The following is a 24918-nucleotide window of genomic DNA, read 5'->3' as shown; positions in this document are numbered from 1 at the left end:
GCAATTGTAAAAGTAAATAAAGGCTTTCTAGAAATTTGGACTTAAGCCGTATTCTTTATAGAAATTGTCTAAAATTGTAATGACTTCATCTGAAGTATCTACAACATGAATCAAGTCTAAATCTTTCGGACTAATATTTTTTTCTTCTAATAAAGTTGATTTTATCCAATCCATCAATCCTCCCCAAAAACTAGAACCTACTAATATAATTGGAAATTTTTCAATCTTATTGGTTTGAATTAAAGTCATTGCTTCAAAGAGTTCGTCTAGTGTACCAAAACCTCCAGGCATCACAACAAACCCTTGAGAGTATTTTACAAACATTACTTTTCTAACAAAGAAGTAATCAAAATCTAAACTCTTATCAGAATCAATATACGGATTGTCATGCTGTTCAAAAGGTAATTCAATATTTAAACCTACCGAAGTTCCTCCAGCAATATGAGCGCCTTTATTACCAGCTTCCATAATTCCTGGTCCACCACCAGTAATTACTCCATAACCATGATTAACAATTTTTTTGGCAATATCTTCAGCTAGTTTATAATATTTATGATTTGGTTTCGTTCTTGCAGATCCAAAAATAGAGACACAAGGACCAATTTTACTAAGTTTTTCGTAACCATTTACGAATTCACCCATAATTTTAAAAATTGCCCAAGAGTCGTTGGTTTTTATTTCATTCCACCTTTTGTGATGTTGTTCTTTTCTCATATGTTTTAGTATTCAGTGTCTAGTATTCAGTGTCTAGTATTCAGTGTCTAGTATTTAGTGTTTAGTGTTTAGTGTTTAGTGTTTTTTTGACAACTGGCTAATTTAATTCTTTTTTCAAGAATTTGGCAGTATAACTCTTTTTATCTTTAATTATCTCTTCTGGAGTACCTTTAGCGACAATATTACCACCATTTTTTCCACCTTCATAACCAATGTCTATAATATGGTCACACATTTTTATCACGTCTAAGTTGTGCTCAATAATTAACACAGTATTACCTTTGTCTACTAATTTATTTAGGACTAGCATTAAGACTCTAATGTCTTCAAAATGCAATCCAGTTGTTGGTTCGTCAAGTATATAAAATGTGTTGCCTGTATCTCTTTTACTAAGCTCAGTTGCTAGTTTTATACGTTGTGCTTCTCCACCAGAAAGTGTTGTGCTTTGTTGACCTAGCGTGATATAGCCTAAGCCAACATCGACAATTGTTTTTAGTTTTTTATGAATCTTCGGAATGTGTTCAAAGAAATCTACAGCTTCATTCATGGTCATGTTTAACACATCACTAATCGATTTTCCTTTATAACGAATTTCTAAAGTTTCACGATTGAAGCGTTTGCCTTGACAAGTTTCACATTCGACATAAACGTCTGGAAGAAAATTCATTTCAATCACACGTAAACCTCCACCTTGACAAGTTTCACATCGACCTCCTTTTACATTGAAACTAAAACGACCAGGTTTGTAACCTCTAATCATGGCTTCAGGAATTTTAGCAAATAAACTTCTAATTTCACTAAAGGTTCCTGTATATGTAGCAGGATTACTTCTAGGTGTTCTTCCAATAGGAGCTTGATTAATGTCTATAACCTTATCACAATGCTCTAAGCCTTTAATACTCTTGTAAGGCATAGGTTTTTTTACACCATTAAAGTAATGTGCATTCATTATAGGATATAGTGTTTCGTTGATAAGTGTCGATTTTCCACTTCCTGAAACTCCAGTAATACCAATCATTTTTCCTAAGGGAAAATCTACAGAGATATTTTTTAAATTATTGCCTGTGCATCCTTTTAATGTGATTTTATTTCCGTTGCCTTTGCGTCGTTTTTTAGGAATTGGGATTTCCTTATTTCCGTTGAGATAATCTGCAGTTAAAGTGTCATGCTTTAATAATTCTTTTGGATTACCTATACTAATGATTTCGCCTCCATATTTTCCAGCTTTCGGACCAATATCTATAACATAATCGGCACGTTCTATCATATCCTTATCATGCTCAACAACAATAACAGAATTGCCAATATCACGAAGCGACACCAAAGAATTAATAAGTTTTTCGTTATCTCGTTGGTGTAAACCAATGCTTGGTTCATCTAAAATATACAATACACCAACCAATTGCGAACCAATTTGAGTTGCTAATCGAATACGTTGCGCTTCTCCTCCAGAAAGTGATTTTGAACTTCTGTTAAGTGATAAATAATCTAAACCAACGTCTAATAAAAACTTGAGTCTCGCTTTTATTTCTTTGATGATTTCTTCGGCAATTTTAAATTGTTTCTCACTAAGGTGGTTTTCTAAATCTTCAAACCAAGCTGCTAAATCAACAATATCTTTATGGGCTAATTCAGCAATATTTAAGCCATTAACTTTAAAATATAAAGATTCTTTTCTCAATCGAGAACCTTCACAGGTTGGACAAGAGACTTTATCCATATAATCTTTAGCCCAACGTTTAAGCGATGTGGTTTCAGCATTTTTATACTGACTGTCAATAAAATTAGCGACACCTTCAAAGTCTATTTTGTAGTCGCGAGTAACTCCTAAAGATTTACTTTCTACAGAAAACTTATCATTTCCACCATACATAATCATATGTTTGGCTTCTTCAGGAATCGTTTTATAAGCATCATTTAAACTAAACTCAAAGCGTTGCGCAATGGTTTCAAGCTGTTTAAAAATCCAACTGTTTTTTTGAGGTCCATGAGGTGCTAATGCTCCAGCTTTGATAGACAAGTTTTCATCTGGAACAATTTTTTTCTCATTAACCTGATACAGTGTTCCAATACCATTACAAGTTGGACAAGCACCTTTTGGAGAGTTAAATGAAAAATTATTAGGCTCAGGATTTGGATATGAAATTCCGGAAGAAGGACACATTAAATTTCGGCTAAAATAGCGAACTTCATTAGTGTCGTGATCAAGAACCATCAATACATCGTCACCATGATACATGGCTGTATTTATGGTTTCAGTTAAACGCTTGTCCTTACCTGAAGACTCATCAATTTTAAGTCGGTCGATAACAATTTCAATATCATGCGTTTTATAACGATCAAGCTTCATGCCTTTAACCAAATCACGAACTTCACCATCTGTTCTTACTTTAACAAAGCCTTGTTTTGCAATTTGTTCAAACAATTCGCGATAATGTCCTTTTCTTGAGCGAATAACAGGAGACAGAATGTTAATGCGTTTGTCTTTGTAGCTTTCTACGATAAGATTTTTAATTTGTTCATCACTATAACTCACCATTTTTTCGCCTGTGTTATAGCTATAAGCATCACTAGCACGAGCATAAAGTAGACGTAAAAAATCATAAATTTCTGTAATGGTTCCAACAGTAGAACGAGGTGATTTGCTAGTGGTTTTTTGCTCGATGGCAATTACTGGAGACAAGCCATCAATTTTATCCACATCAGGACGTTCTAGACCACCTAAAAATTGTCGCGCATAAGCAGAAAAGGTTTCAATATAACGACGTTGACCTTCAGCATAAATCGTATCGAAAGCTAAAGATGATTTTCCACTACCAGACAAACCAGTAATCACAACCAATTGTTCTCTTGGAATTGTTACATCAATGTTTTTTAAGTTGTGCACTCTTGCACCTTTAACCTCTATAGTTTCGTCAGTTTTGCTCATAAATTATACTGAAATTACCTACTTAATTGGCAAAGTTGCAAAGGTACTCATTTTAACCCTAAAACAGAAGTGTGCTTTGTTTAGAGTTGTGTTAAATCTAAAGACTTACCATGATAGGAAAAGTGAAATTAAAGATTTATTTTAGAAGATTAAATTACCTGTTATTATGAAAATGTATATAAAACCAATACTTGTCATAGTATTGTGCTTATTGTTATTTAGTTATGGTTCTAAAAACTTTACAGTCAATTCTAATGATAAAATTAAAGTTGAAATGACCACAAATTATGGAACCATGCTTATTGAGCTTCATAATGAAACGCCTTTACATCGTGATAATTTTTTGAAATTAGTTGAAGAGCGAGCTTATGATAGTTTACTGTTTCATCGTGTGATTGAAAATTTTATGATTCAAGGTGGAGATCCAGATAGTAAATATGCCAAATCTGGAGCATTTTTAGGAGAAGGTGATTTAGACTATTCTGTTGAAGCTGAATTTAGACAAAATCTGTTTCATAAAAAAGGAGCTTTAGCTACGGCTCGAGAAGAAACACTTGGTAGAGTCTCAAGTGCTATGCAGTTTTTTATTGTTCAAGGCAAAGTATTTAACGATAGTACTTTAAATGTTGCTGAAGATAGAATCAATAACATGATTGCTAGACATCATATTATAAATAGAGATACAACATTATTTAGAGCATTTCATAAAGCTTATGAAAATAATAAAGATAAGCTTGCAGAAAAATTAAATGACAGTATTCAAAATTTAGCAGCATCATTTTCTGATTTTAACCGATACGTCATTCCAGAGTCTCATCGAGAAGTATATAAAACCATTGGAGGAACACCTCATTTGGATCAGAATTATACGGTTTTCGGAGAAGTAATTAAAGGCCTAAATATTATAGATTCTATTGCAAAAGTTAAAACAGATAAATGGGATAGACCAGTTAAAAATGTTGTCATAAAATCAATTCGAATACTGAAATAGAATTTACTAAACTATTATAATTTTAGTTTCGTTTAAATTTATATTTTAGTTGTTCATTAATAAAAATTAAGAATAGATGAAATTACTAGGAATAGGATCAAGAATTAACCATTCAGAATACGGAAAAGGTGTTGTTACCAATGTGACCTCAAAACATTATTGGGTGACATTTATCGATAACGGTTTAGAAACCATTGAGCTTGATAGCGAATTTGAGGTGATTGAAGCTGCCGAAGACGAAGTAGATACTGTTAGCTTTTTTGAAGTTGAAAGTAGTTTAGTTCAAATTTTAAAAAAATGGAGTGATGCTTCCGAAGTGGTGTCAATAGCAGACAAATGGAAAGGAGGAAAACTAATCTTAGAGCCAGCAGATACTAATCTTCAAAGTAAAGAGATGCCTATTGATAATTTTTTTCATAAAATAACAATGGTTAGAGATCGCCTTCGAGTGATGGAACAAAAAATAAATTCGAGTAAAAATCTAGACGAACAAGAAAAGATAGATCTTCAACAATACATTACACGTAGTTATGGAAGTTTAACCACATTTAACGTGTTATTTAAATTGAAAACGCAACAATTTGTAGGGCAGAGAAGTAAATAACATTGTTCTGTAATTAAGTTATTAAATCACTGTTTTAAAAGGAATAGTGATTTTTATTTGTCTAGTTTTAAAATGTAAAGTATATTTGTCATTAAGTAAAAATAATTTTACTTAATATAAAATATATTTGTCAATTATGAAAAAAGAAAACTTTGTAGAATGCGAACGAAAAGGTTTAGAAAAACTCATTAATTTTAGATTGCCAAGTTACTTTTATAAGATAGGTTTAATAATAGCAGGAATGTCTATCATTATGATGTTTGTAAGAGCATTTGCATTAGAAGGTAACCACGAAATTCTTAAAGAAGTACTTAGAAAAGTATTGCTAATAGGTATGTTGTTCATGTCTGTTGCAAGAGATAAAGATGAAGATGAAATGATAGTAAAATTAAGAATGCAATCTTATACTTATGCTTTTGTTGCTGGATCTATATATGCTTTAGTGATGCCATTTGTAGAATATGGCGTATCAAATGCTTTAAAGGCTGAAGGAGAGTCATTTCATGATATTGGTGATTTTCAATTATTACTATTTATGTTAATGGTTCAGCTTTTATGTTTTCATACTTTAAAACGAATGCGATAATGGAAAATACAATTAAAGTAGAACGCGCTATTTTAGGTTTGACTCAAGATGATTTAGCAAAAAAAATAGGTGTATCACGTCAAACTATAAATTCTATTGAAGCTAATAGGTATGTGCCTTCAACGGTTTTAGCATTAAAACTATCTGAGGTCTTTAATAAATCAGTAAATGATTTTTTTAAACTAAGTACAGATGATTAAAATAATTATAATAGTCGTAATTATTTGTTTAAAAATAATTATAAAAGTGCTTTAAGCATTTTCATTCCTTTAGTAGCAGTTTCAGAAATTACAGTCAAGTTATGTTTGCTTTCTATAGCAGGATTTGGATCAATAAAATAAATTGGAGTGTTTTCTGAGACATAATGCATTAGACTTGCTGCAGGATAGACTTGCATTGATGTTCCTATAATTACTAAAATATCTGCTGTTGTACAAATTTGCATGGCTTTATCAATCATTGGTACAGCTTCACCAAACCAAACAATATGAGGACGCAATTGATAACCCTTATTGCACAAATCACCAACAATTAAATCTTTAGTCCAAAATTGAATGTCTGTTTGATTTCCTGTACTTCTAACTTTTAATAATTCGCCATGTAAATGAACAACGTTACTACTTCCTGCACGTTCGTGTAAATCGTCAACATTTTGAGTGATGATACTTAAATTGTAGTTTTCTTCTAAGGCTACCAAATCAAAATGTGCAGTATTTGGCTTGACCTCTAACAATTGTCTTCGACGCTGATTGTAAAACTCCAACACCAATTCTGGATTATTAGCAAATCCTTCAGGAGTAGCCACTTTCATAACATCATGACCTTCCCATAAGCCATTGGCATCTCTAAAAGTTTTGAGTCCGCTTTCGGCACTCATACCAGCACCTGTTAATACTACGATGTGTTTTTTCATAAGCTAAAAATAGTTATTTTATGTCATTTAGAGCTTAGTCGAGAAATCTAAAAAGATTGTTGCTTCACTTTGTTTCTCGCAATGACATTTGTAATTTTAACTCATGGTAGATTTAAAACTTCTTGAACATTTAGAAACGTATCTTACAGAACATCGTAAAGAGCGGTTTTTAGAAGTTCTTTCTCAACGTACAAAGCATTTTACTGTCGCTACCGAAGATGTCTTTCAATTGCACAATACAAGTGCTGTGATACGAAGTTGTGATGTGTTTGGCATTCAGGAAGTCAATATTGTAGAAGAACAGAACAGCAAACGAATAGATCGTGAAATTGCAATGGGAGCTCAAAAATGGGTAGATTTAAATCGTTACCATTCTGTGAAAGAAGCCATTTCAGATTTAAAACAAAAAGGCTATCAAGTTGTAGCCACAACACCTCATGAAAATGATGCATTACTTCAAGATTTTGACGTCACTAAAAAGTCTTGTTTTTTCTTCGGAAGGGAAACAGAAGGTTTATCTCAAGATGTTATTGATGCAGCCGACTGCTTTTTAAAAATTCCTATGGTTGGTTTTACTGAAAGTCTCAATATTTCTGTATCAGCAGCAATTATCTTACAACATGTAACAACAAAATTGAAACAGTCTGATGTAAAATGGCAACTCTCTGAAGCTGAGCAACTAGAAAAGCGATTAGATTGGTGTAAAAAAACAATTAAGAGCTATGATGAGATTATTGAACGTTTTTATCAAACCCAATAATTTTGTAACTTAGTGATACTAACTAACACATTAAATTATGACCATTGTATTTTATGTTTTAGGAGCCATCGTTTTACTTCTAATAGTATTGGCACTTATAGCTCCAAAGCAGTATCAAGTTGAACGAAATATTGTGATTGATAAGCCACTTCCAGATGTTTTTAACTATTTGAAACATATTAAAAATCAAGATTATTGGTCGCCATGGAAGAAGAGAGATCCAAATATGAAACAGGAATTTATTGGAACTGATGGTGAAGTTGGTTTTATTGCTAAATGGGATGGGAATAAAGATGTAGGATTAGGCGAACAAGAAATTACAAATATTGTTGAAAATGATAGAGTAGAAGCGAGATTGCGTTTTTTTAAACCTTGGAAATCTGAATCAGATGCCTTGACAAAAGTTGAAGATGCTGGTGAAGGAAAAACAAAAGTAACTTGGGGATTTTCGGGTATAAATAAAGTGCCAGCAAATATCTTTATGATGCTTTACAATGTCGATAAACATGTAGGAAAAGATTTTGAAGAAGGTTTGACAAGTTTAAAAGATATTTTAGAATCTAAATAGTTACTACAGATTTTTAGTTCATAATTTTCAATAAAAGAATAATATTCGGTTTATCATTCCGAACGAGGAGGAATCTCATAACGATAAGATTTCTTTGCGCTTTAGAAATGATAAAAGTTTATAGAAACTAAATAATAATTAAACACATGGAACAAAATATGGTAGGCTGGTTTGAAATTCCAGTGCATGATATGGATCGAGCAAAAACGTTTTATGAAACGGTTTTTAAAGTAGAGATTGCAATACATGATTTTGGAGGTATGTTAATGGGTTGGTTTCCTTTTGATGAATCTAAACCAGGAGCCACAGGTACGTTAATAAAGCAGGATACTTATGTACCAAGTCAAGAAGGAACTTTAGTGTATTTTGTTTCTGAAGATGTACAAAATGAGTTAGATCGTATTGAAGCAGCTGGAGGAAAACTATACCAACCTAAAACACAAATCTCGCCAGAACATGGTTATATGGCTGTTTTTATAGATTCTGAAGGGAATAGAGTTGCCTTACACTCTAGACAATAAGGGTTTAGTGACTATTAATCTGATAAGTTGGTACTTTAAGTGATATAGTTTGCTTATCTGTATTGTATTAATATATTACTTTCAATTAGTTATTTTATTAAAGTGAGTGAATTAATCAACCAATTTAAATCACTGTACTCATCATTAATACCAATTTTTATTGTTTCGCTAATAATATTAGGGCTATTATTAGGAATACACTTCTATGAAGAGGTGTCAATAGAAGTTTTAACAAATGATATTGCAGTCTTAGGAGAACTTCCCATTTACGCAGGCATATTATCACAAATAGGTCTTTTTTTGTGGTCAGCAACTGCTGCAATTTGCTTGTATAGTCTTACATTTATAAATGATAAAGCGCATAAAAGCTTTATTATTGCTTCAGTATGTATTACAATTTTTCTTGGTATTGATGATGCGTTTATGCTTCATGAAGACGTACTTCCTTCTTTAGGAATTCATCAAAAAGTGGTGTTTTTAGGCTACGGAATGTTAATGATATTTTATCTTTTTAGATATTATAAACTTATTCTAACGACTGATTTTATATTATTTACACTTGCTTTAGGATGGTTTGGACTCTCTATGTTTATTGATAATTTTATACGAGATGTGTCACCTTATATTACTAAACTAGCTGAAGATGGCACTAAGTTTATTGGAATAACGACTTGGCTATTTTATTTTACTAGAACCTGTAAGCGGTTTCAAGAAAACAATACTTTAAAAACGACCTGATTTCTTGTTGTTTCTACTTAATACTTTATATTCTTCGTAGCATTCGCTAATGGCATCTAGTACTTGAAGATCGTTTGCAGTTTCAATAAAATCTTTGGAGTAGTTACACTGATTTATAATTTCGTCTAAATCATATTTATCGACTTGTAATAAGACTAAGAGCATTTCTCTATCAAAGCGTGATGCTAAATTATTTCTTATCTCATCATCTTGCTTCATTTTTTTGAGTTTGCGTAACTCATTTGGTTTTTTTCCAAACATATTGTGCAAGAAATCTGCAGGATTAAAAATAGCACCTAATACTTTATTTACAGCATTTGGTCTTCGACTTCCAGCTTCATAACCTTTATTTGATAATCCAGAAATGCTATACCTATAGTTAGACTTAATAGGAACTTGTTTAATATCGACAGCTAAATATCCAGTTAGTTTTAATTGTTTCACAACCACTTCTTCAAGTGCCAGAGCTAATTCGGTCATACCAATTTTAGTATTACCAAACTTGAGCCAGTCGTTTGTAACTCGAACTTTAATAGATTTATAACCTAAATACGAAAAGTGAAGTGTATCGTTAACTTTAGCACTAATCTCAAAAACACCTTCGTCATTGGTTGACGTTCCAATCACCTGATTTAAATTCACAATATTTACGCGATCTATTGGTAAATCAGTAGATACATCAATTACAGTTCCTTTAACAGATGTTGGGTCTTGAGCAAAACCAATAACTGATGAAAATAATAGAAGAATAATTAAGTGTAGGTGTTTCATGTATTAAAATTACGATATAAAAGTAGTAAACAAAAGTAAAATACGAGTTGAATACCTCATAATTTGACTAAATATTAACGTATTGGTTTAATTTCAATATTAAAACGTAATAAGTGTTTAATAATAAGTACAAAGTGTTTAGTATTTAGTGTAATTTAATTTTTATAACTTACTTCACACTTCACACTTCACACTTCACACTTCACACTTCACACTTCACACTTCACACTTCACACTTCACACTAATCACGTCGTCTAGAACGTCTTGGTCTGTCTGATATTGATTTACTTACAGAACTGCGTCTGTCTTTTCGGTTTCCAGAATTTTCAGAATTGCCAGAACTTCTTCGATCGCTACGTCTTCCAGAAGAACGTCTGTCACTTCGTGGTTTATCATCACGTCTGCGTCTTCCGCCTCCATCTCGTCGTCTTCCGCCTGAGCGTCCACCACGATTTCGTCCACCACCTCGATCTGTACTCACTTCAACATTAACAAATCGTCCGTTATGTTTAAAATCGGTAAAAAATGCAAGCACTTTTTCTTCAGTTGCTTTTTCAGTATTAAAGAAAGAAAAGCTATCTTTTACATCAACTTTAAAAACATCGTCACGACCTAACTCTAAAACTTCTTTTAAGAAATCTTTCAGCTTCATCCAATCGTAACCATCTTTACGACCTACATTAATGAAATATCGTGTTTCATTTTTGCTTCCTCCATAATCTCGACCATTATCACTTCCACGAGAAGAATCACTAACATTAAGATCTTTTGCTTTCTGATAGTAATTAAAGAAACGTGTAAATTCTACTGAAAAGAATTTCTTGATTAACTCATCTTTATCTGTATCTGCAAATAACTCGTTAATGCTATCTAAGTATTTGTCAATCTCGTGATTGACTTCGGTATTATGAATTTTGTTTGCGAGCGACATTAATTGCACTTCGCAAATTTCCATACCATTAGGAATCTCTTTTTTCTCAAATTGTTTCTTGATGATACGTTCAATACTTTTAATCTTACGCACTTCACTTTTTGAAACAATTACCATAGAGACACCAGTTTTTCCTGCACGACCTGTACGACCAGAGCGATGCGTATAGGTTTCAATTTCATCTGGTAATTGGTAATTAATCACATGAGTAATATCATCAACATCAATACCACGAGCAGCAACATCTGTAGCAACAAGCATCTGAATTTGCTTGTTTCTGAAGGATTTCATTACCAAATCACGCTGATTCTGACTTAAATCACCATGTAAAGATCCAGCACTATAACCATCTTCAATTAAGTTTTCAGCCACTTTTTGGGTATCGCGTTTGGTACGACAAAAAATTACTGAAAAAATATCTGGATTAGCATCTGCTAAACGTTTAAGCGCTTGGTAACGATCTCTAGCATTGACTAAGTAATATTCGTGTGATACTTGACTCGTGCTTTCATTTTTATTTCCTACAGTAATTTCAATAGGATCATGCATAAAATCTTTGGCAATTCTAGCAACTTCTTTAGGCATTGTAGCCGAAAACAACCATGTGCTTTTATCTTTTGGAGTATGCGATAAAATATCTGTGATATCTTCATAAAATCCCATGTTTAGCATCTCGTCGGCTTCATCTAAAACCGAATATTCAATCTTAGAAATGTCTACCATATTTCTGCTAATCATATCCTTCATACGACCAGGAGTAGCCACAATAATTTGTGCACCACGTTTAACAGATCTCGCTTGATCAGTAATACTTGCTCCACCATAAATGGCAGTGACGTTAAGGCCTTTACAATGCTTTCCGTAAAGTTTTAACTCGTTGGTAATTTGCAAACAAAGTTCACGAGTAGGAGAGAGAATAAGTCCTTGAGTTGTACGACTGTCGACATTAATTTTTTGTAGCATCGGAAACCCAAATGCTGCAGTTTTACCAGTTCCTGTTTGTGCTAAAGCGACAAGATCTGAGTCTTCTTCTAATAAAATTGGGATTGCTTTTTCTTGAACGTCACTAGGATTTTTAAAGCCTAAATCGTTAATAGCAGCTAATAGGTCTTCATTAAGACCAAGTTCTTGGAATGTGCTCATTCGTTTTTTGTGTATTCGATTATGTTCTTTGGTGTTACAAAAGAAGCGAATCGACATACTAAACACTTAAACTTCTAGGTAACACATCCTCACGCTGAGGAATTTAGTGAAACAAAATTTTGAAAAGCTTTTTGCAAAATCAAAATTATGAGTTGAACTAACCTTGTACTTGATACAAGGCCTCACTATTTATTTTTTCAAGCTGCAAAGATAGACTATTATTTGGATATTCAATTTTTGGGCGTTTTAACACGCTATCACTACTCAATCTTTTTGCTAGAACAGCAAAAAGGATTTCAAACAAACCGTTCTATCGTTAACGCAAAGAAGACAAAAAATCAACCAATAACCTTACAGCTTTCCCTCGATGACCAATGCTATTTTTTTCTTCCAAAGAGATTTCGGCAAATGTTTGGTCGTAACCTTCAGCTTTAAAAATTGGATCATAACCAAATCCTTGATCACCTTGTTTAGTTTTGGTGATTTCTCCTTTACAAAGGCCTGTAAAGGTTTTTAACTTGTCATTTAAATGTAAAGCAATAACCGTTTTAAACTGTGCATTTCTATTGGGTTTGTCTTTGAGGTTTTTAAGTAATAAGTTCATATTGTCGTTAGAATCTCGATGTTCGCCAGCATATCGAGCACTAAAAACACCAGGTTCACCATTTAAGACTTCCACTTCTAAACCTGTATCATCAGCAAAGCAATCGTAACCATAGTTGGCTTTTATATATTCTGTTTTTTGAATGGCATTACCTTCAATGGTCGATTGTGTTTCAGGAACATCTTCAAAACAGCCAATATCCTTTAAGCTTAAAAGGTGAATATGCTTAGGAATTAAAGCTTGTACTTCTTTGAGTTTGTTTAAATTGTTTGTAGCGAAAACGAGTTGCAAAAGCTAGAGTTTTTTGAGACTAAATTTACTATTAATTATTTTATAAATAATTTTATTGAGTATATTCTACTCGATAGAGTAAAAGTTACCCAGTTTTAAAAATAGCACATAATTAAAAATAGCTTATTTATAGCAGGTTATATTTGTTTTGGAGTTTTGGATTGTTATTTGTTTATAACACTTAGTATATCAAATTTTGAAATTGTACTTTTAGTAATTATAAGTTTTATAGTGCAATTTGCTATTTTCTAAAGAGTAATAAAAGCCAAAGTCACAATTATTAATACTAATTAACTAAATGAATAATATTGAAGCTGCTTTAAAAGAGCGTATTAAAGAGTTAACTTGTCTTTATGAAGTATCATCAATAATTGAAAATGCAGATTCTAAAATTATAGAGAATACTCTTGAAGCCATTGCCTTTTGCCTAAAAAAATCATTTCAGCATCCAAAAAAAACTGATATTACTATTCGCAGCAAGGATGTTTCAATTTATACAAACAAATTTGTAGAAGACGACTTAACTATATATTCAGATATAAAAATTTTCAATAAAGTTCAGGGACGAATTGTTGCCCATTTAAAGACTACTAAAATAAAAGAAATTAATTTTTTAAAAGAAGAGCAATTACTATTAAATAATGTGGCACTTAAAGTTGGTAGTCTATTAGAACGCTTAGAAATTCAAAAAAACGAAATATCTCTTAAGAGACAAATGGAGCGAGCAGATCGTTTAAGCATTTTAGGTGAAATAACAGCAGGTATTGCTCACGAACTTAATACACCATTAGCAAATATATTAGGTTTTGCAGAATTGTTAAAAAGCGATTTAGAAACCAATAAAAGAGCTGTTAAAGATTTAGATAAGATTATAGATAATACTATTTTTTCTAGAGAAGTTGTTAAAAAACTTATGTTTTTTGCTTGTGAAATTCCACAAAAAATGAAACGTATCAACCTTGTTGCTCATATAAAAAATGCAATTAAGTTGTTAGATGCAACCTTTAAAAAGGAACAAGTAAGATATATTATTAAAATTGAAGAAGAATCACTTTGGTTAAAAGCTGATCCAATACAACTTACACAGATTATTTTTAACTTATTGAGTAATGCCATTTATTTTACGCCAAAAAGAGGATTATTAACGATTGAAGCATTTAAAACTGATAAAGAGATTGTTCTTAAAATATCTGATGAAGGTTTAGGGTTTAAGAAAAATGATTTAGAAAAGATATTTCAACCTTTTTTTACAACAAAGCCAACAGGTGATGGATTAGGTTTAGGGCTTAGTGTGGTGCATGGTATAGTTGCATCGCATAAGGGAACTATAACTGCTAAAAATGGCATAGAAAAAGGAGCTATCTTTACCATAAGATTACCTAAAAACTAATTTTAGTATGCAATTACTTAAAGAAAATATACTTATTGTTGATGATGATGTTAATATCTTAGAGCTTTTACAACGTCATCTACAATCATGGAATTATCATGTTTTTAAAGCTATTTCAGTTAAAGAAGCAGTCTCAATTTTGAGAGACACTAAAATAGATTTATTGATTACTGATTTAAAAATGCCAGAAGTTAATGGTTTTGAACTTATAAAATTTGTATCAGAGCACTATCCTAAATTACCAAAATTAGTGGTTACTGGATATCCTTCAGTTCAAGGTTCACTAGCTGCAATCAAATCTGGTGTTGTTGATTATTTAACTAAACCCTTTACAAAGGTTGAGCTAAAAACAGCATTAGATAAATCTTTGAGTGCTTCTAGTGCTAAATTAGTTCATTCTAAAAATTCTTCTGAAAAAAAGCAAGCCTATGGCGAAATTATCGGAAATTCTGAAAAAATAAATGAAGTCATTCAAGTTATTGAGAGAGTAAAGGATAATAAGGCTACTGTTTTTATAAAAGGAGAAAGTGGTACAGGAAAAGAATTGGTAGCTCGTGCGATTCACTATCAAGGTAAGTTTTCTAGAGCACCATTTGTTGCTGTTAATTGTGGTGCTATACCAGAAAATTTATTAGAAGCTGAATTATTTGGATACATGAAAGGTGCTTTTACAGGAGCAGAAACTAATAGAGGAGGTTTTTTTCAAGCTGCAAATGGTGGCACTATTTTTTTAGATGAAATAGGTAATGCTTCGTTAACTGTTCAATCAAGATTATTGCGTGTACTTCAGGAAAAAGAAGTGGTTCGTGTTGGTTCAGCTAAAGCAGAAAAAATTGATGTACGTATCATAGCTGCTACAAATAGTGATTTAAGAGATATGATACAAAAACAAATATTTAGAGAAGATTTGTTTTACCGATTAACAGTTGTAGAGATTGAAATAGCTCCATTGAGAGAACGAAAAGATGATATTGCCTTATTAGTTGATAAATTTCTTTTTAAATATGGAGTAGAATATAAAGATCGATTTATTCAAATATCACCAGAAGCTTTAACTGTATTAGAACGTTATAATTGGCCTGGAAATATTAGAGAGTTGGAGAACATCATACAACGTGCTGTAATTATGTGTGATAAAATAGTTGATATAGAGCATTTACCAGATTATTTAAAATATGTACTAAACTTTTCTTCAGAAGAATTAGTCCCACTCAAAGTTATTGAAAAGCAATACATTGAAAAAGTACTAAGAGCAACATGTAATAATAAAACTAAAGCGGCTAAAATTCTTCAAATAGACCGTAAAACATTACGCAATAAACTTTCTGAATAACCATTTATACTGATACGTTTTTACTCAATTGGGTAAAAATGTATCATTACTAATTTTTGATAAAACTTAGTGACCTTACCTATACCTCTTTGTTTATAAGGGTTTTGTTTGTTTTCTTCAGTTTTTAAATTGTATTGGCACAGGCATTGCTTTGTAATGTGTAGATAACAATAATAAGTTTTAATTATGAATCATATTAACATTTGTCCTAGTTGTGAACATCGTAAAACTTGTGTGCTAACAACGCAAAAGGATAAGGTATGGTCTTGTAGTGAATTTGATGAAATCATTTTAACTAATAAGGTTTTAAAAAAAAATGAACTACTAGGACAGAAAAAAGGAAGCGTATTAGAATTAGTTCAATAATTTAAAAAATAAGGTTATGATTTTTAATGCAATAATATCAGCAATAGCTACAAATAAGAGTTCTACAAAGAAAAGACAATCTTTAAGAAATAGATATATCATCGAGAAGTATCAAGAACGAAGTATAACAAACCGTTATTTTAAATAAATGAATTTATAACGATTGATAATACTTGAAAAAAGATACAATGTTTTACAAAAAAGTAATGTCAATACTAACAGTAAGTTAAACAAATACAAATCTTTAAAAATCTAAAAGATGGCAACATTAACAGCAGAAATAGAAAAAGACACTAAGAAAATACCAGTTAAAGGCATGATGAATAATGTTATGATGCAGTTTGAAAACGCTGCAGATCAAATACAGTTGCATCCAAACATTAAAAAAATACTTAGTATTACAAACAATGAGATTATTGTCAATTTTCCGGTAAAAATGGATAACGGAGAAGTAGAAGTATTTACAGGATATAGAGTGCAGCATAACAATGCTTTAGGGCCTTACAAAGGAGGTTTAAGATATCATCCAACAGTAGATATTGATGCAGCAAGGGCTTTAGCGATGTGGATGACCTGGAAAACCTCACTAGCAGGATTGCCTTATGGAGGAGGAAAAGGTGGTATTAAACTAGATCCTTCAAAATATTCACAAGAAGAGTTAGAACGTATTACAAGGAGATTCACATTTGCATTAGCAGATAACATTGGTCCAGAACATGATATACCTGCACCAGATGTTAATACCAATAGCCAGACTATGGCTTGGATGGCAGATACATACATGAGCACGCGTCCACCAGCAGAGCGAACAGCAAATCAGCACGTTGTTACTGGAAAACCTGCAGGAAGTGGAGGCTTAGAAGGACGAGATAGGTCAACAGGTTATGGTGTGTATTTATCAATTAAGTTTTGGGCTGAAAAAAACAAAAAAAGCCTAAAAGGTAAAAAGTTTATTGTACAAGGTTTTGGTAATGTTGGCTATTGGGCAGCTTATTTTTTAGAAAAAGATGGTGCTAAATTAGTTGGTGTTCAAGATGCTTATGGAAGCATTCAGAATCAAAAAGGGATAGGAGTTGAAGATTTGTTTAATTATAGTCAAGTTAATGATGGTAGTATTGTTAATTTTCCAAATGCAAATCCTGTTCTAAAGAATAAATTTTTCGCACTAAATTGTGATATATGTATTCCAGCTGCATTAGGTAATCAAATTACAAAAGAAAATGCATCAAAAATTAAAGCCAAACTTATTGCTGAAGGAGCTAATGGACCTACAAATGTTGATGGAGAAAAAATTCTTTTAGACAGAGGTATTACAATCATTCCAGATATTCTGTGTAATTCAGGAGGAGTGGTAGGTAGTTACTTTGAATGGCTTCAAAATAGAAATGGCGAATTGTGGCAATTAGATGAGGTTATGTCTAAACTAGATAAGAAACTTAAAGAATCTTTTAATAAAGTATATGAGTATTCAGAGCGAGAAGCAATGGATATGAGAACTGCTGCTTATTGTATTGCGATTCAACGAATAGAGAAAGCTTATGTACAAAGAGGGATATTTCCTTGAAATAATTTAAATAATTAAAGGATGAAGTACGGAAGTTTAATATTAGAAAAGAAAGAGTATGTTTATTTAAAACGCATACTTAATATATCTGGTTATGCTGAAAATCATGAAACACAAAAGTGCTTAGCTAGATTGTTAGAAGAGCTAAGAACAGCTCAAATAGTCGATGATGATGAAATGCCTTATGATATTATTAGGTTTAATAGCAAGGTAACTATTACTTTCGATAATGGAATAAAAGAAACAGTTCAAGTGGTAATTCCTACAGATAGAGATATCAATACAAAAAAAATATCGGTATTAACACCCATGGGTTCGGCTTTAATAGGATACTCAGAAGATGATATTATTTTATGGAATTTTCCTAACGGAATACAAAAAATCCATATTTCTAAAGTTGAACAGGAAGGATCCTACAACGGAATAGATATAACAATTTAAAATTAAGGATTATGACAACTTTGAATACTAAAATTTTTAATCACGATACAGATGTTGATTTAACACACAAAATCAATACGATGGAATTAGAAAATTGGATCAATCATCTAAAATACATAAAAAAAGAACTTGTTAATTTAATAGGTGTCTGTGATAAAGAATTGAATAGTAAATTGAAAGACAATAGTGTTATTGAACGTTTTCAAAAAAAAGAAAGTGAAAACGAAGCATTGTTGAGTGCGCTTTTGAAGTATTCTAACTCAAGAGTTGATATAGTTGAATGTGAAGATACACAATGTGATATGGTTTATATTACTGAACATGAAAGCTATAGAAGAAGTTATTTATATCATTTAGATAAATATAGACGATTAAAGGATGAGTTTTTTAATAAAGTTCAAGGGCAATTTACGCTCTTGAAAATTAGTTAATAATAGTTCATTTGAGTACAAATACAGTCCATAAAATTGATACTCATAGGAGATTGTGTATTCTTAAAGATCTAAGGGAACTTGAACTTTGGTTGCAGTCGTTGGAAGGTTTTAGTGAAGATTTGAATCATTTTAAAATTATTGATAATCAGATTGTTAAAAATGATTTAGTTTCGAAAAAAATTAAAGCGTTACAACGAAAAACAGTTTTAATGATAGCTTCATTGTGTAAATATGAACAAGAACTCAAAACAGAATATGAATATGGAAAAGTTGAGTATAATACTCTGAGATTAAAAATACATGTACAAAGACAGCAGAATTACTTACTCTTATTAAAAGAGCAACAGGAGTTTAAGGTTTTGATTTTTACACAGTTAAGAAGATTTAAGCGTTAATAAAAGAGTTAAATTTACATAGGCGCACGATTTTGATTGGTAGCAAATTGGTTAATAGCAGTCTAGTTAGTGTTATCATGAATGTTGTGTATTACTAACCACAAAGGTGGTTGACTTTGTGGTTAGCCTAAGTAAATACTTGAGTTTTAATGATTGCATATGCATTTCTAAAATACTTTATGTATCTTTAAAACAACTTCTAACCTTAAATGATGTCAGAATTCAACTCACCTTTAGAGGCTTTTTTATACTGGGAAGCGAAATCTCCAAATCACATCTTTTTAAATCAGCCTATTAACAGAAATAAGCTAACTTACACTTATCAAGAAGTAGGACAAGAAGCTCGGAAAGTGGCAGCTTATTTGAAGTCTTTAAGTTTACCAGATGGAAGTCATATAGCTTTACTTTCAAAAAATTGTGCGCATTGGATTATGTCAGACTTAGCCATCATGATGGCTGGTTATGTGTCTATTCCTATTTATCCAACACTCAATAGTAAGTCGATGAATCAAATTTTAGTGCATAGCGAATCTAAGGCTATCATAATTGGAAAACTTGATGATTTTTCAGCTCAAAAGGCTGGTGTTCCAGACATGCCAAGAATTAGCATTGGATTGTATGGTGAAGATGAAGGTAAATTATGGGAAGCTATAATAAACGACACACAACCTTTAAATCAACTCCATAATTCAGATCCAGATGCCTTGCACACGATTATTTATACATCTGGTACAACAGGAAACCCTAAAGGAGTAATGCATTCTGGAAGTAATTTTATGGAATCATCTTCTACATTGGTTCGTGAATTCACCTTAGTTGATAAACCCAAATTGTTTTCATACTTGCCTTTAGCTCATGTGGCAGAACGATTATTAAATAACGCAGGAATGGTGTTAGGAGGAAACATAACTTTTGTAGAATCTCTTGAAACCTTTGCTAAAGATTTAGAGGCAGTTCAACCTAATTTGTTTTTTGCTGTACCTAGAATATGGACCAAATTTAGAGAGAAAATACTGGAATCACTTCCGCAGAAAAAACTCAACATTTTATTAAGTATTCCAATAATAAATAGCATCATTAAAAAGAAATTACAACAAAAACTTGGTTTGCGTGATGCTGTATTTATTGCTTCAGCTGCAGCTCCAATTGCTTCAGAAATTGTACAATGGTATTCTAAATTAGGAATTACCATATATCAAGGTTATGGTATGACTGAAGATTGTTGTGTCTCTCATTTTAATAAACCTGGAGCTAATAAAATTGGTACTGTTGGAAAAACATTTGATAATGTAAAAGCCAAATTAACTTCTGAAGGCGAAATTTGTATTAAAAACAATTGTTTGATGAAAGGTTATTACAAAGCTCTAGAATTAACAGCTGAAGTTTTTGATGACGAAGGGTATTTAAAAACTGGTGATATGGGAGAATTTGATCATGACGGATTTTTAAGTATTGTTGGTCGTGTTAAAGACCAGTTTAAAACCGATAAGGGAAAGTACATTTCGCCTTCTCATATAGAATTGCTTATGACTTCAAATACAGACATTGAACAGATTTGTATTGTCGGAACAGGTATTCCTCAGCCTATAGCATTAGTCACTTTATCTGAACTGGGAAAGGCAAAATCTAAACAGGAGTTATCTAACTCTTTACAGAGTAGTATTCATACTATTAATCCTACTCTTGAAAAACATGAACGACTTGAAAAAGTGGTCGTTATGAAAGAAGATTGGAATGTTGCTAATGGCTTAACAACACCTAGCATGAAAGTAAAACGAAACAGTATTGAAAAAATTCATCAAGAGTTTTATTCAACTTGGTTTTCTACTTCAGAAAAAGTGATTTTTGAATAAGTAATCTATGGTTAAACTTTATCAATTCTTTATGACTTTTATCATTAAAAAAATGTTTAATTTTTTTTAATTTTAAACAATGAAATTAACCTAAAAACAAGACGGATTATGACTTTAAATTTTAGATATGCCAATGTTGATGTAAGCGAAACCTTAAATGCTTTTACAGAAGAAAAACTAGCAAAATTATTTAACAGATATGAATTTTTAATTGGAGCTACAATTAGATTCAAACAGGATGAAAACAACCATACTAAAGGAAAGATTTGCGATATAGAATTAAGTTTACCTGGTCCTCGCATATTTGCTACATCTGATGAAGCACAATATGAAGTAGCAGTAAGAGAGACAATTAAAGATTTAGAGCGACAGCTAAAAAAACGAAAAGAAGTATTTAAAACACATTAAACTTGTGTTTATTTATAATAAAGCCTTATAAACTATTTATGTGTTTATAAGGCTTTTTCATTCTAACAGGTTTTTAAAAAATTAGTTTATTAGCGATGATGATATGGTTCATTTCGTAAAATGGTAAAGCCACGATACAATTGTTCAATCATAAATAATCGAATCATTTGGTGTGAAAAAGTCATTTTAGATAAAGACAGTTTTCCCATTGCTTTTTGATAGATTTCTGGTGAAAATCCATAAGGTCCACCAATAACAAACACCAATTGCTTAATACCAGAATTCATATGTTTTTGAAGATAATTTGAAAATGCCACAGAATCAAGCTGTTTGCCATTTTCGTCTAATAAAATCATCACATCAGACGAATTGAGCTTATTTAAAATAAGTTCACCTTCTTTTTGTTTTTGTTGTGCTTCGCTTAGATGTTTCGCCTTTTTTAAATCTGGAATAATTTCAAATTCAAATTTCACATAAAACCCTAAACGCTTTTGATAATCAGCAATAAGCGATTGTAATTCTTTATTATCAGTTTTGCCAATGGCAAGGAGTTTTATGGTCATGATGTATTTAATTATTCAAAAATAATAGAAACAAGTGATTTAAGTTTAGTATAATCCCAAAAGAGTAAATAAACGTTCGCGAGTAACATTAATCCTGCAACATAAGGTGTTCCAGTAAAACTCATAGCTGTAACTATAACAAAAATATTAATTATTATAGGAAAATATAAAAGCGCTCCAAAAAATGAGGTTTTTGGAATGAGCAATAATAGTCCAGCCAGCAATTGTACAAGTCCAAGAAAATTCCAGTAGAACCCAGTTTGGTAAAGCGCTTCAAAAAAGAAACCAATAGGGTTTTCTAAACTTATTTGCGTAAAACGCTGACCTAAGATTTTTTTTAATCCAGAAGGTAAAAACCCTATAAATAATAAAATTCGTGTTAACCATGTGAATATGAGAAAGTGTTTTTTGCTTTTTATATAGGTATGAAATGTATTAATTAAAATCATATTAAAGTTAATTTCTTACTCGACGAATTAAAATTCATCTTGTAACATTTCTTCGTATAAATTAAAAAATCAATTATTACTTTTACATTAAATTTGATGATATGATTTCTAAAGCACAATTCAATACAGAAATAGATTTAATAATTGCTAATGCTATACGAGAAGATGTTGGTGATGGTGATCACAGTTCTTTGGCTTGTATTCCTAAAACAGCTAAAGGAAAAGCTAAGCTTCTTGTTAAAGATGAAGGCATCATTGCTGGAGTTGAATTTGCTAAACAAGTTTTTGCTTATGTCGATAAGGACATGACTGTTGAAACTTTGATTGAAGACGGAAGTCCTGTGAAATATGGAGATATTGTGTTTTATGTTGAAGGCGCTTCGCAGTCGATTTTAAAAGCGGAACGTTTAGTTTTAAATGCCATGCAACGCATGAGTGCAATTGCAACTAAGACCAAGACATTTGTTGATTTATTGGAAGGCACAGGAACTAAAATTTTAGATACTCGAAAAACAACACCAGGTATTAGAGCGCTTGAAAAATGGGCTGTAAAAATTGGAGGAGGAGAGAATCATCGGTTTGCCTTGTATGATATGATTATGTTAAAAGATAATCACATTGATTTTGCAGGAAGTGTATCGAAAGCTATAAGTAAGACCAAGCAATATCTAAAAGAAACGAATCGTGATTTAAAGATTATTGTAGAAGCACGAAACCTTGATGAAATCAAAGAGATTCTTGACGAAGGAGGTGTATATCGTATTTTGATAGATAACTTTAATTATGATAATACCAGAAAAGCTGTTGCTTTAATTGGAGATCAATGTCTGACAGAATCTTCAGGAGGAATCAATGAAAAAACAGTTAGAAAATATGCAGAATGTGGTGTAGATTATATTTCTTCAGGAGCTTTAACGCATTCAGTTTACAATAAAGATTTAAGTTTAAAAGCGGTTGAGTAAAATAAAGTCGTAAGACATAAGGCATAAGGGAAAAGGTGTAGAAAAGACATAAAGTATAAAGTATAAAGGAAAAGGTAATAGATATTAGTTAAAAAAAATATATCTTATCACTTATCACTTATCACTTATCACTTATCACTTATCACCAATCCCAAACGTTTTCCTTCTTCTAGCATCAATTTGTATGCAGCTTCATATTCATTAGGAATATCGCCTTCAAGAATGGCTTCTTTTATGGCTTCTTTAATTTGACCAATTGCTCTTGATGGTTTGATGTTAAAGGTTTTCATAATATCTTCACCAGAAATAGGTGGTTGAAAATTTCGTACTTGATCACGTGCTTCGACTTCTACTATTTTCTGACGAACAATCTTAAAATTGTTGTGATATTTTTGAAATTTCCTCGGGTTTTTTGTCGTGATATCTGCTTCACAAAGTGTCATTAAATCCTCAACATAATCTCCAGCATCAAAAACTAATCTACGAACTGCAGAATCGGTAACGATGTCTTGAGCAAGTACTATTGGTCGCGAACTCATAAATACCATTTTTTGAACAAATTTCATTTTATCATTCAATGGCATTTTTAATCGTTTAAATAATTGATATACCATTTTAGCACCTTCAAATTCGTGCGCATGAAAGGTCCATCCTACTTTTTTACTAAACTTTTTTGTAGGCGCTTTTCCAATATCATGAAGTAGTGCAGCCCAACGCAACCACAGATTATCTGTATGCTTTGCAATGTTGTCTACAACTTCAAGCGTGTGGTAAAAATTATCCTTGTGTCGCTGACCTTCAATTTCATCAATCCCTTTTAAAGCGGTTAGTTCTGGCAAGATATATTTAAGTAAACCTGTTTTTTCAAGCAATAAAAATCCAACAGAAGGCACATTGCTTTCAAGAATTTTATTGAGTTCAACAACAATACGTTCTTTAGTAATGATTTTAATTCGGTCTTTGTTTCTTGAAATAGCCTCAAGTGATTTGGTTTCAATTGTAAAGCCAAGTTGTGTTGCGAAACGAATCGCTCTCATCATTCGCAACGGATCGTCACTATAAGTAATGTCAGGATCGAGAGGTGTTCTAATGATTTTTTGTTTTAAATCTTCAATACCTCCAAACGGATCTAACAACTCACCAAAATTAGCTTCACTTAAATTTAAAGCCAATGCATTTATAGTAAAATCCCTTCGATTTTGATCATCTTCTAAAGTGCCATTTTCAACCACAGGATTTCTACTATTTTCATTGTAACTTTCTTTTCGAGCTCCAACAAATTCAATGTCCATATCTTCATAAGGAAGCATTGCTGTTCCGTAAGTTTTAAATACTTGAACTTTTGGTTTGTTAGGTAAGTTTTTTGCAACTTGTTTAGCAAGAGAAATTCCGCTACCAATAGCAACAATATCTATATCTTTATGTAAACCTCTATCGAGAATATAATCCCGAACAAAGCCACCAATTACATACGATTCAAGGTCTAGCGCTTTTGAAGCGTTAGCTATAATTTTAAAAATTGGGTTATGTAAAGCCGCTTTATAATTCATTATTAAAACCTCAAATACTTAGATTGAAAAATTTTGTTTTAGTAGGCAAATCTACAACATCGTTGACTTCTATTAAAATGTCGAGATATAAATTTGCACTCACATTCTATATATTTAAAGCATTATTGTTATTTTGCAAGCTGTT

The 24918-nt window shown here is 31.7% G+C and carries 27 protein-coding genes; 18 read left to right on the top strand and 9 right to left on the bottom strand.

All coding sequences use genetic code 11. The annotated features are described in order from the left end of the window. Positions 1–27 precede the first annotated feature (27 nt). Entirely contained in the window at positions 28–714 is a 687-nt protein-coding gene (locus ACP15M_RS02995) for a TIGR00730 family Rossman fold protein (protein ID WP_425075688.1), read from the bottom strand. Between the two features lie 97 nt (positions 715–811). Further along, on the bottom strand, positions 812–3643 hold the full coding sequence (gene uvrA / locus ACP15M_RS02990) for an excinuclease ABC subunit UvrA (RefSeq protein WP_425075687.1): 2832 nt from the start codon (positions 3641–3643) through the stop codon (positions 812–814). A gap of 166 nt (positions 3644–3809) precedes the next feature. Here uvrA and ACP15M_RS02985 point away from each other — a divergent pair, with 166 nt between their 5' ends. From ACP15M_RS02985 to ACP15M_RS02970, 4 genes are all read left to right on the top strand, one after another. Then, the gene (locus tag ACP15M_RS02985) at positions 3810–4634 is read left to right on the top strand and encodes a peptidylprolyl isomerase (RefSeq protein WP_425075686.1); all 825 of its coding nucleotides are present in this window, start codon (positions 3810–3812) and stop codon (positions 4632–4634) included. A 76-nt stretch (positions 4635–4710) separates the two neighbouring features. Then, a complete protein-coding gene (locus ACP15M_RS02980; RefSeq protein WP_425075685.1) occupies positions 4711–5238 on the top strand; it encodes a hypothetical protein in 528 nt (175 codons plus the stop codon). A 136-nt stretch (positions 5239–5374) separates the two neighbouring features. Next, complete coding sequence (locus ACP15M_RS02975; protein ID WP_425075684.1) at positions 5375–5824, top strand: hypothetical protein; 450 nt, start codon at positions 5375–5377, stop codon at positions 5822–5824. Next, positions 5824–6024, top strand: coding sequence for a helix-turn-helix transcriptional regulator (locus tag ACP15M_RS02970; protein ID WP_425075683.1), 201 nt, complete (start codon positions 5824–5826; stop codon positions 6022–6024). Before ACP15M_RS02975 ends, ACP15M_RS02970 begins: the two co-directional genes overlap by 1 nt. A 38-nt stretch (positions 6025–6062) precedes the next feature. Here the strand turns inward: ACP15M_RS02970 and ACP15M_RS02965 are convergent, their stop codons facing one another. Next, complete coding sequence (locus ACP15M_RS02965) at positions 6063–6737, bottom strand: SIR2 family NAD-dependent protein deacylase (protein ID WP_425075682.1); 675 nt, start codon at positions 6735–6737, stop codon at positions 6063–6065. Between the two features lie 103 nt (positions 6738–6840). On the opposite strand from ACP15M_RS02965, the gene ACP15M_RS02960 reads away from it, so the two are divergent. The 4 genes from ACP15M_RS02960 (at position 6841) to ACP15M_RS02945 (ending at position 9324) form a co-directional block, all read left to right on the top strand. Continuing rightward, positions 6841–7497, top strand: a complete 657-nt coding sequence (locus ACP15M_RS02960; protein WP_425075681.1) for a TrmH family RNA methyltransferase — start codon at positions 6841–6843, stop codon at positions 7495–7497. Positions 7498–7534: 37 nt separating this feature from the next. After that, complete coding sequence (locus tag ACP15M_RS02955; protein ID WP_425075680.1) at positions 7535–8065, top strand: SRPBCC family protein; 531 nt, start codon at positions 7535–7537, stop codon at positions 8063–8065. 146 nt (positions 8066–8211) lie between these two features. Then, a complete protein-coding gene (locus ACP15M_RS02950; protein ID WP_425075679.1) occupies positions 8212–8586 on the top strand; it encodes a VOC family protein in 375 nt (124 codons plus the stop codon). Positions 8587–8688: 102 nt separating this feature from the next. Then, positions 8689–9324 (top strand): hypothetical protein, encoded by a 636-nt coding sequence (locus ACP15M_RS02945; protein ID WP_425075678.1) that lies wholly within the window; start codon positions 8689–8691, stop codon positions 9322–9324. On the opposite strand, the gene ACP15M_RS02940 is transcribed toward ACP15M_RS02945, so the two are convergent. The 3 genes from ACP15M_RS02940 to ACP15M_RS02930 form a co-directional block, all read right to left on the bottom strand. Continuing rightward, the gene (locus tag ACP15M_RS02940) at positions 9310–10095 is read right to left on the bottom strand and encodes a carboxypeptidase-like regulatory domain-containing protein (RefSeq protein ID WP_425075677.1); all 786 of its coding nucleotides are present in this window, start codon (positions 10093–10095) and stop codon (positions 9310–9312) included. The genes ACP15M_RS02945 and ACP15M_RS02940 overlap by 15 nt on opposite strands. Before the next feature lie 242 nt (positions 10096–10337). Beyond that, on the bottom strand, positions 10338–12170 hold the full coding sequence (locus ACP15M_RS02935) for a DEAD/DEAH box helicase (protein ID WP_425075676.1): 1833 nt from the start codon (positions 12168–12170) through the stop codon (positions 10338–10340). A 316-nt stretch (positions 12171–12486) separates the two neighbouring features. Continuing rightward, a complete protein-coding gene (locus tag ACP15M_RS02930) occupies positions 12487–13065 on the bottom strand; it encodes a non-canonical purine NTP diphosphatase (protein ID WP_425075675.1) in 579 nt (192 codons plus the stop codon). 298 nt (positions 13066–13363) lie between these two features. Between ACP15M_RS02930 and ACP15M_RS02925 the strand changes: the two genes are divergently transcribed. The 9 genes from ACP15M_RS02925 (at position 13364) to hpf (ending at position 21249) form a co-directional block, all read left to right on the top strand. Further along, on the top strand, positions 13364–14455 hold the full coding sequence (locus ACP15M_RS02925) for a sensor histidine kinase (protein WP_425075674.1): 1092 nt from the start codon (positions 13364–13366) through the stop codon (positions 14453–14455). 7 nt (positions 14456–14462) lie between these two features. Then, a complete protein-coding gene (locus ACP15M_RS02920; protein ID WP_425075673.1) occupies positions 14463–15788 on the top strand; it encodes a sigma-54-dependent transcriptional regulator in 1326 nt (441 codons plus the stop codon). A 186-nt stretch (positions 15789–15974) separates the two neighbouring features. After that, positions 15975–16154, top strand: coding sequence for a hypothetical protein (locus tag ACP15M_RS02915; RefSeq protein WP_425075672.1), 180 nt, complete (start codon positions 15975–15977; stop codon positions 16152–16154). A gap of 259 nt (positions 16155–16413) precedes the next feature. After that, positions 16414–17718, top strand: a complete 1305-nt coding sequence (locus ACP15M_RS02910; protein ID WP_425075671.1) for a Glu/Leu/Phe/Val family dehydrogenase — start codon at positions 16414–16416, stop codon at positions 17716–17718. 21 nt (positions 17719–17739) lie between these two features. Then, the gene (locus ACP15M_RS02905; RefSeq protein ID WP_425075670.1) at positions 17740–18159 is read left to right on the top strand and encodes a GreA/GreB family elongation factor; all 420 of its coding nucleotides are present in this window, start codon (positions 17740–17742) and stop codon (positions 18157–18159) included. Between the two features lie 11 nt (positions 18160–18170). Further along, a complete protein-coding gene (locus ACP15M_RS02900; protein WP_425075669.1) occupies positions 18171–18590 on the top strand; it encodes a hypothetical protein in 420 nt (139 codons plus the stop codon). Between the two features lie 11 nt (positions 18591–18601). Then, the gene (locus ACP15M_RS02895) at positions 18602–18988 is read left to right on the top strand and encodes a hypothetical protein (RefSeq protein WP_425075668.1); all 387 of its coding nucleotides are present in this window, start codon (positions 18602–18604) and stop codon (positions 18986–18988) included. A 209-nt stretch (positions 18989–19197) separates the two neighbouring features. After that, the gene (locus ACP15M_RS02890; protein ID WP_425075667.1) at positions 19198–20841 is read left to right on the top strand and encodes an AMP-binding protein; all 1644 of its coding nucleotides are present in this window, start codon (positions 19198–19200) and stop codon (positions 20839–20841) included. 108 nt (positions 20842–20949) lie between these two features. Next, a complete protein-coding gene (gene hpf / locus ACP15M_RS02885; protein WP_425075666.1) occupies positions 20950–21249 on the top strand; it encodes a ribosome hibernation-promoting factor, HPF/YfiA family in 300 nt (99 codons plus the stop codon). Positions 21250–21338: 89 nt separating this feature from the next. On the opposite strand, the gene rlmH is transcribed toward hpf, so the two are convergent. Both rlmH and ACP15M_RS02875 read right to left on the bottom strand, forming a co-directional pair. After that, on the bottom strand, positions 21339–21812 hold the full coding sequence (gene rlmH / locus ACP15M_RS02880; protein ID WP_425075665.1) for a 23S rRNA (pseudouridine(1915)-N(3))-methyltransferase RlmH: 474 nt from the start codon (positions 21810–21812) through the stop codon (positions 21339–21341). 11 nt (positions 21813–21823) lie between these two features. After that, positions 21824–22261: a hypothetical protein gene (locus ACP15M_RS02875; RefSeq protein WP_425075664.1), complete on the bottom strand. Its 438-nt coding sequence runs from the start codon at positions 22259–22261 to the stop codon at positions 21824–21826. Between the two features lie 101 nt (positions 22262–22362). Between ACP15M_RS02875 and nadC the strand changes: the two genes are divergently transcribed. Continuing rightward, a complete protein-coding gene (nadC, locus tag ACP15M_RS02870; protein ID WP_425075663.1) occupies positions 22363–23223 on the top strand; it encodes a carboxylating nicotinate-nucleotide diphosphorylase in 861 nt (286 codons plus the stop codon). A 128-nt stretch (positions 23224–23351) separates the two neighbouring features. On the opposite strand, the gene ACP15M_RS02865 is transcribed toward nadC, so the two are convergent. After that, on the bottom strand, positions 23352–24773 hold the full coding sequence (locus ACP15M_RS02865) for a CCA tRNA nucleotidyltransferase (protein WP_425075662.1): 1422 nt from the start codon (positions 24771–24773) through the stop codon (positions 23352–23354). Positions 24774–24918: the final 145 nt, after the last annotated feature.

Source organism: Psychroserpens sp. S379A (assembly GCF_049800755.1).
Taxonomy (GTDB): domain Bacteria; phylum Bacteroidota; class Bacteroidia; order Flavobacteriales; family Flavobacteriaceae; genus Psychroserpens.
This window is presented reverse-complemented; position numbering and strand designations above follow the sequence as displayed.

Bases quoted from the DNA above. Each gene is read 5' to 3' on its own strand.
- ACP15M_RS02910 (WP_425075671.1), top strand. From the start codon at position 16,414: ATGGCAACATTAACAGCAGAAATAGAAAAAGACACTAAGAAAATACCA.
- ACP15M_RS02970 (WP_425075683.1), top strand. From the start codon at position 5,824: ATGGAAAATACAATTAAAGTAGAACGCGCTATTTTAGGTTTGACTCAA.
- ACP15M_RS02965 (WP_425075682.1), bottom strand. From the start codon at position 6,737: ATGAAAAAACACATCGTAGTATTAACAGGTGCTGGTATGAGTGCCGAA.
- ACP15M_RS02865 (WP_425075662.1), bottom strand. From the start codon at position 24,773: ATGAATTATAAAGCGGCTTTACATAACCCAATTTTTAAAATTATAGCT.
- ACP15M_RS02995 (WP_425075688.1), bottom strand. From the start codon at position 714: ATGAGAAAAGAACAACATCACAAAAGGTGGAATGAAATAAAAACCAAC.
- ACP15M_RS02940 (WP_425075677.1), bottom strand. From the start codon at position 10,095: ATGAAACACCTACACTTAATTATTCTTCTATTATTTTCATCAGTTATT.
- ACP15M_RS02920 (WP_425075673.1), top strand. From the start codon at position 14,463: ATGCAATTACTTAAAGAAAATATACTTATTGTTGATGATGATGTTAAT.
- ACP15M_RS02935 (WP_425075676.1), bottom strand. From the start codon at position 12,170: ATGAGCACATTCCAAGAACTTGGTCTTAATGAAGACCTATTAGCTGCT.
- ACP15M_RS02875 (WP_425075664.1), bottom strand. From the start codon at position 22,261: ATGATTTTAATTAATACATTTCATACCTATATAAAAAGCAAAAAACAC.
- rlmH (WP_425075665.1), bottom strand. From the start codon at position 21,812: ATGACCATAAAACTCCTTGCCATTGGCAAAACTGATAATAAAGAATTA.
- hpf (WP_425075666.1), top strand. From the start codon at position 20,950: ATGACTTTAAATTTTAGATATGCCAATGTTGATGTAAGCGAAACCTTA.
- ACP15M_RS02955 (WP_425075680.1), top strand. From the start codon at position 7,535: ATGACCATTGTATTTTATGTTTTAGGAGCCATCGTTTTACTTCTAATA.
- nadC (WP_425075663.1), top strand. From the start codon at position 22,363: ATGATTTCTAAAGCACAATTCAATACAGAAATAGATTTAATAATTGCT.
- ACP15M_RS02925 (WP_425075674.1), top strand. From the start codon at position 13,364: ATGAATAATATTGAAGCTGCTTTAAAAGAGCGTATTAAAGAGTTAACT.
- ACP15M_RS02960 (WP_425075681.1), top strand. From the start codon at position 6,841: ATGGTAGATTTAAAACTTCTTGAACATTTAGAAACGTATCTTACAGAA.
- ACP15M_RS02985 (WP_425075686.1), top strand. From the start codon at position 3,810: ATGAAAATGTATATAAAACCAATACTTGTCATAGTATTGTGCTTATTG.
- ACP15M_RS02950 (WP_425075679.1), top strand. From the start codon at position 8,212: ATGGAACAAAATATGGTAGGCTGGTTTGAAATTCCAGTGCATGATATG.
- uvrA (WP_425075687.1), bottom strand. From the start codon at position 3,643: ATGAGCAAAACTGACGAAACTATAGAGGTTAAAGGTGCAAGAGTGCAC.
- ACP15M_RS02905 (WP_425075670.1), top strand. From the start codon at position 17,740: ATGAAGTACGGAAGTTTAATATTAGAAAAGAAAGAGTATGTTTATTTA.
- ACP15M_RS02900 (WP_425075669.1), top strand. From the start codon at position 18,171: ATGACAACTTTGAATACTAAAATTTTTAATCACGATACAGATGTTGAT.
- ACP15M_RS02915 (WP_425075672.1), top strand. From the start codon at position 15,975: ATGAATCATATTAACATTTGTCCTAGTTGTGAACATCGTAAAACTTGT.
- ACP15M_RS02975 (WP_425075684.1), top strand. From the start codon at position 5,375: ATGAAAAAAGAAAACTTTGTAGAATGCGAACGAAAAGGTTTAGAAAAA.
- ACP15M_RS02890 (WP_425075667.1), top strand. From the start codon at position 19,198: ATGATGTCAGAATTCAACTCACCTTTAGAGGCTTTTTTATACTGGGAA.
- ACP15M_RS02980 (WP_425075685.1), top strand. From the start codon at position 4,711: ATGAAATTACTAGGAATAGGATCAAGAATTAACCATTCAGAATACGGA.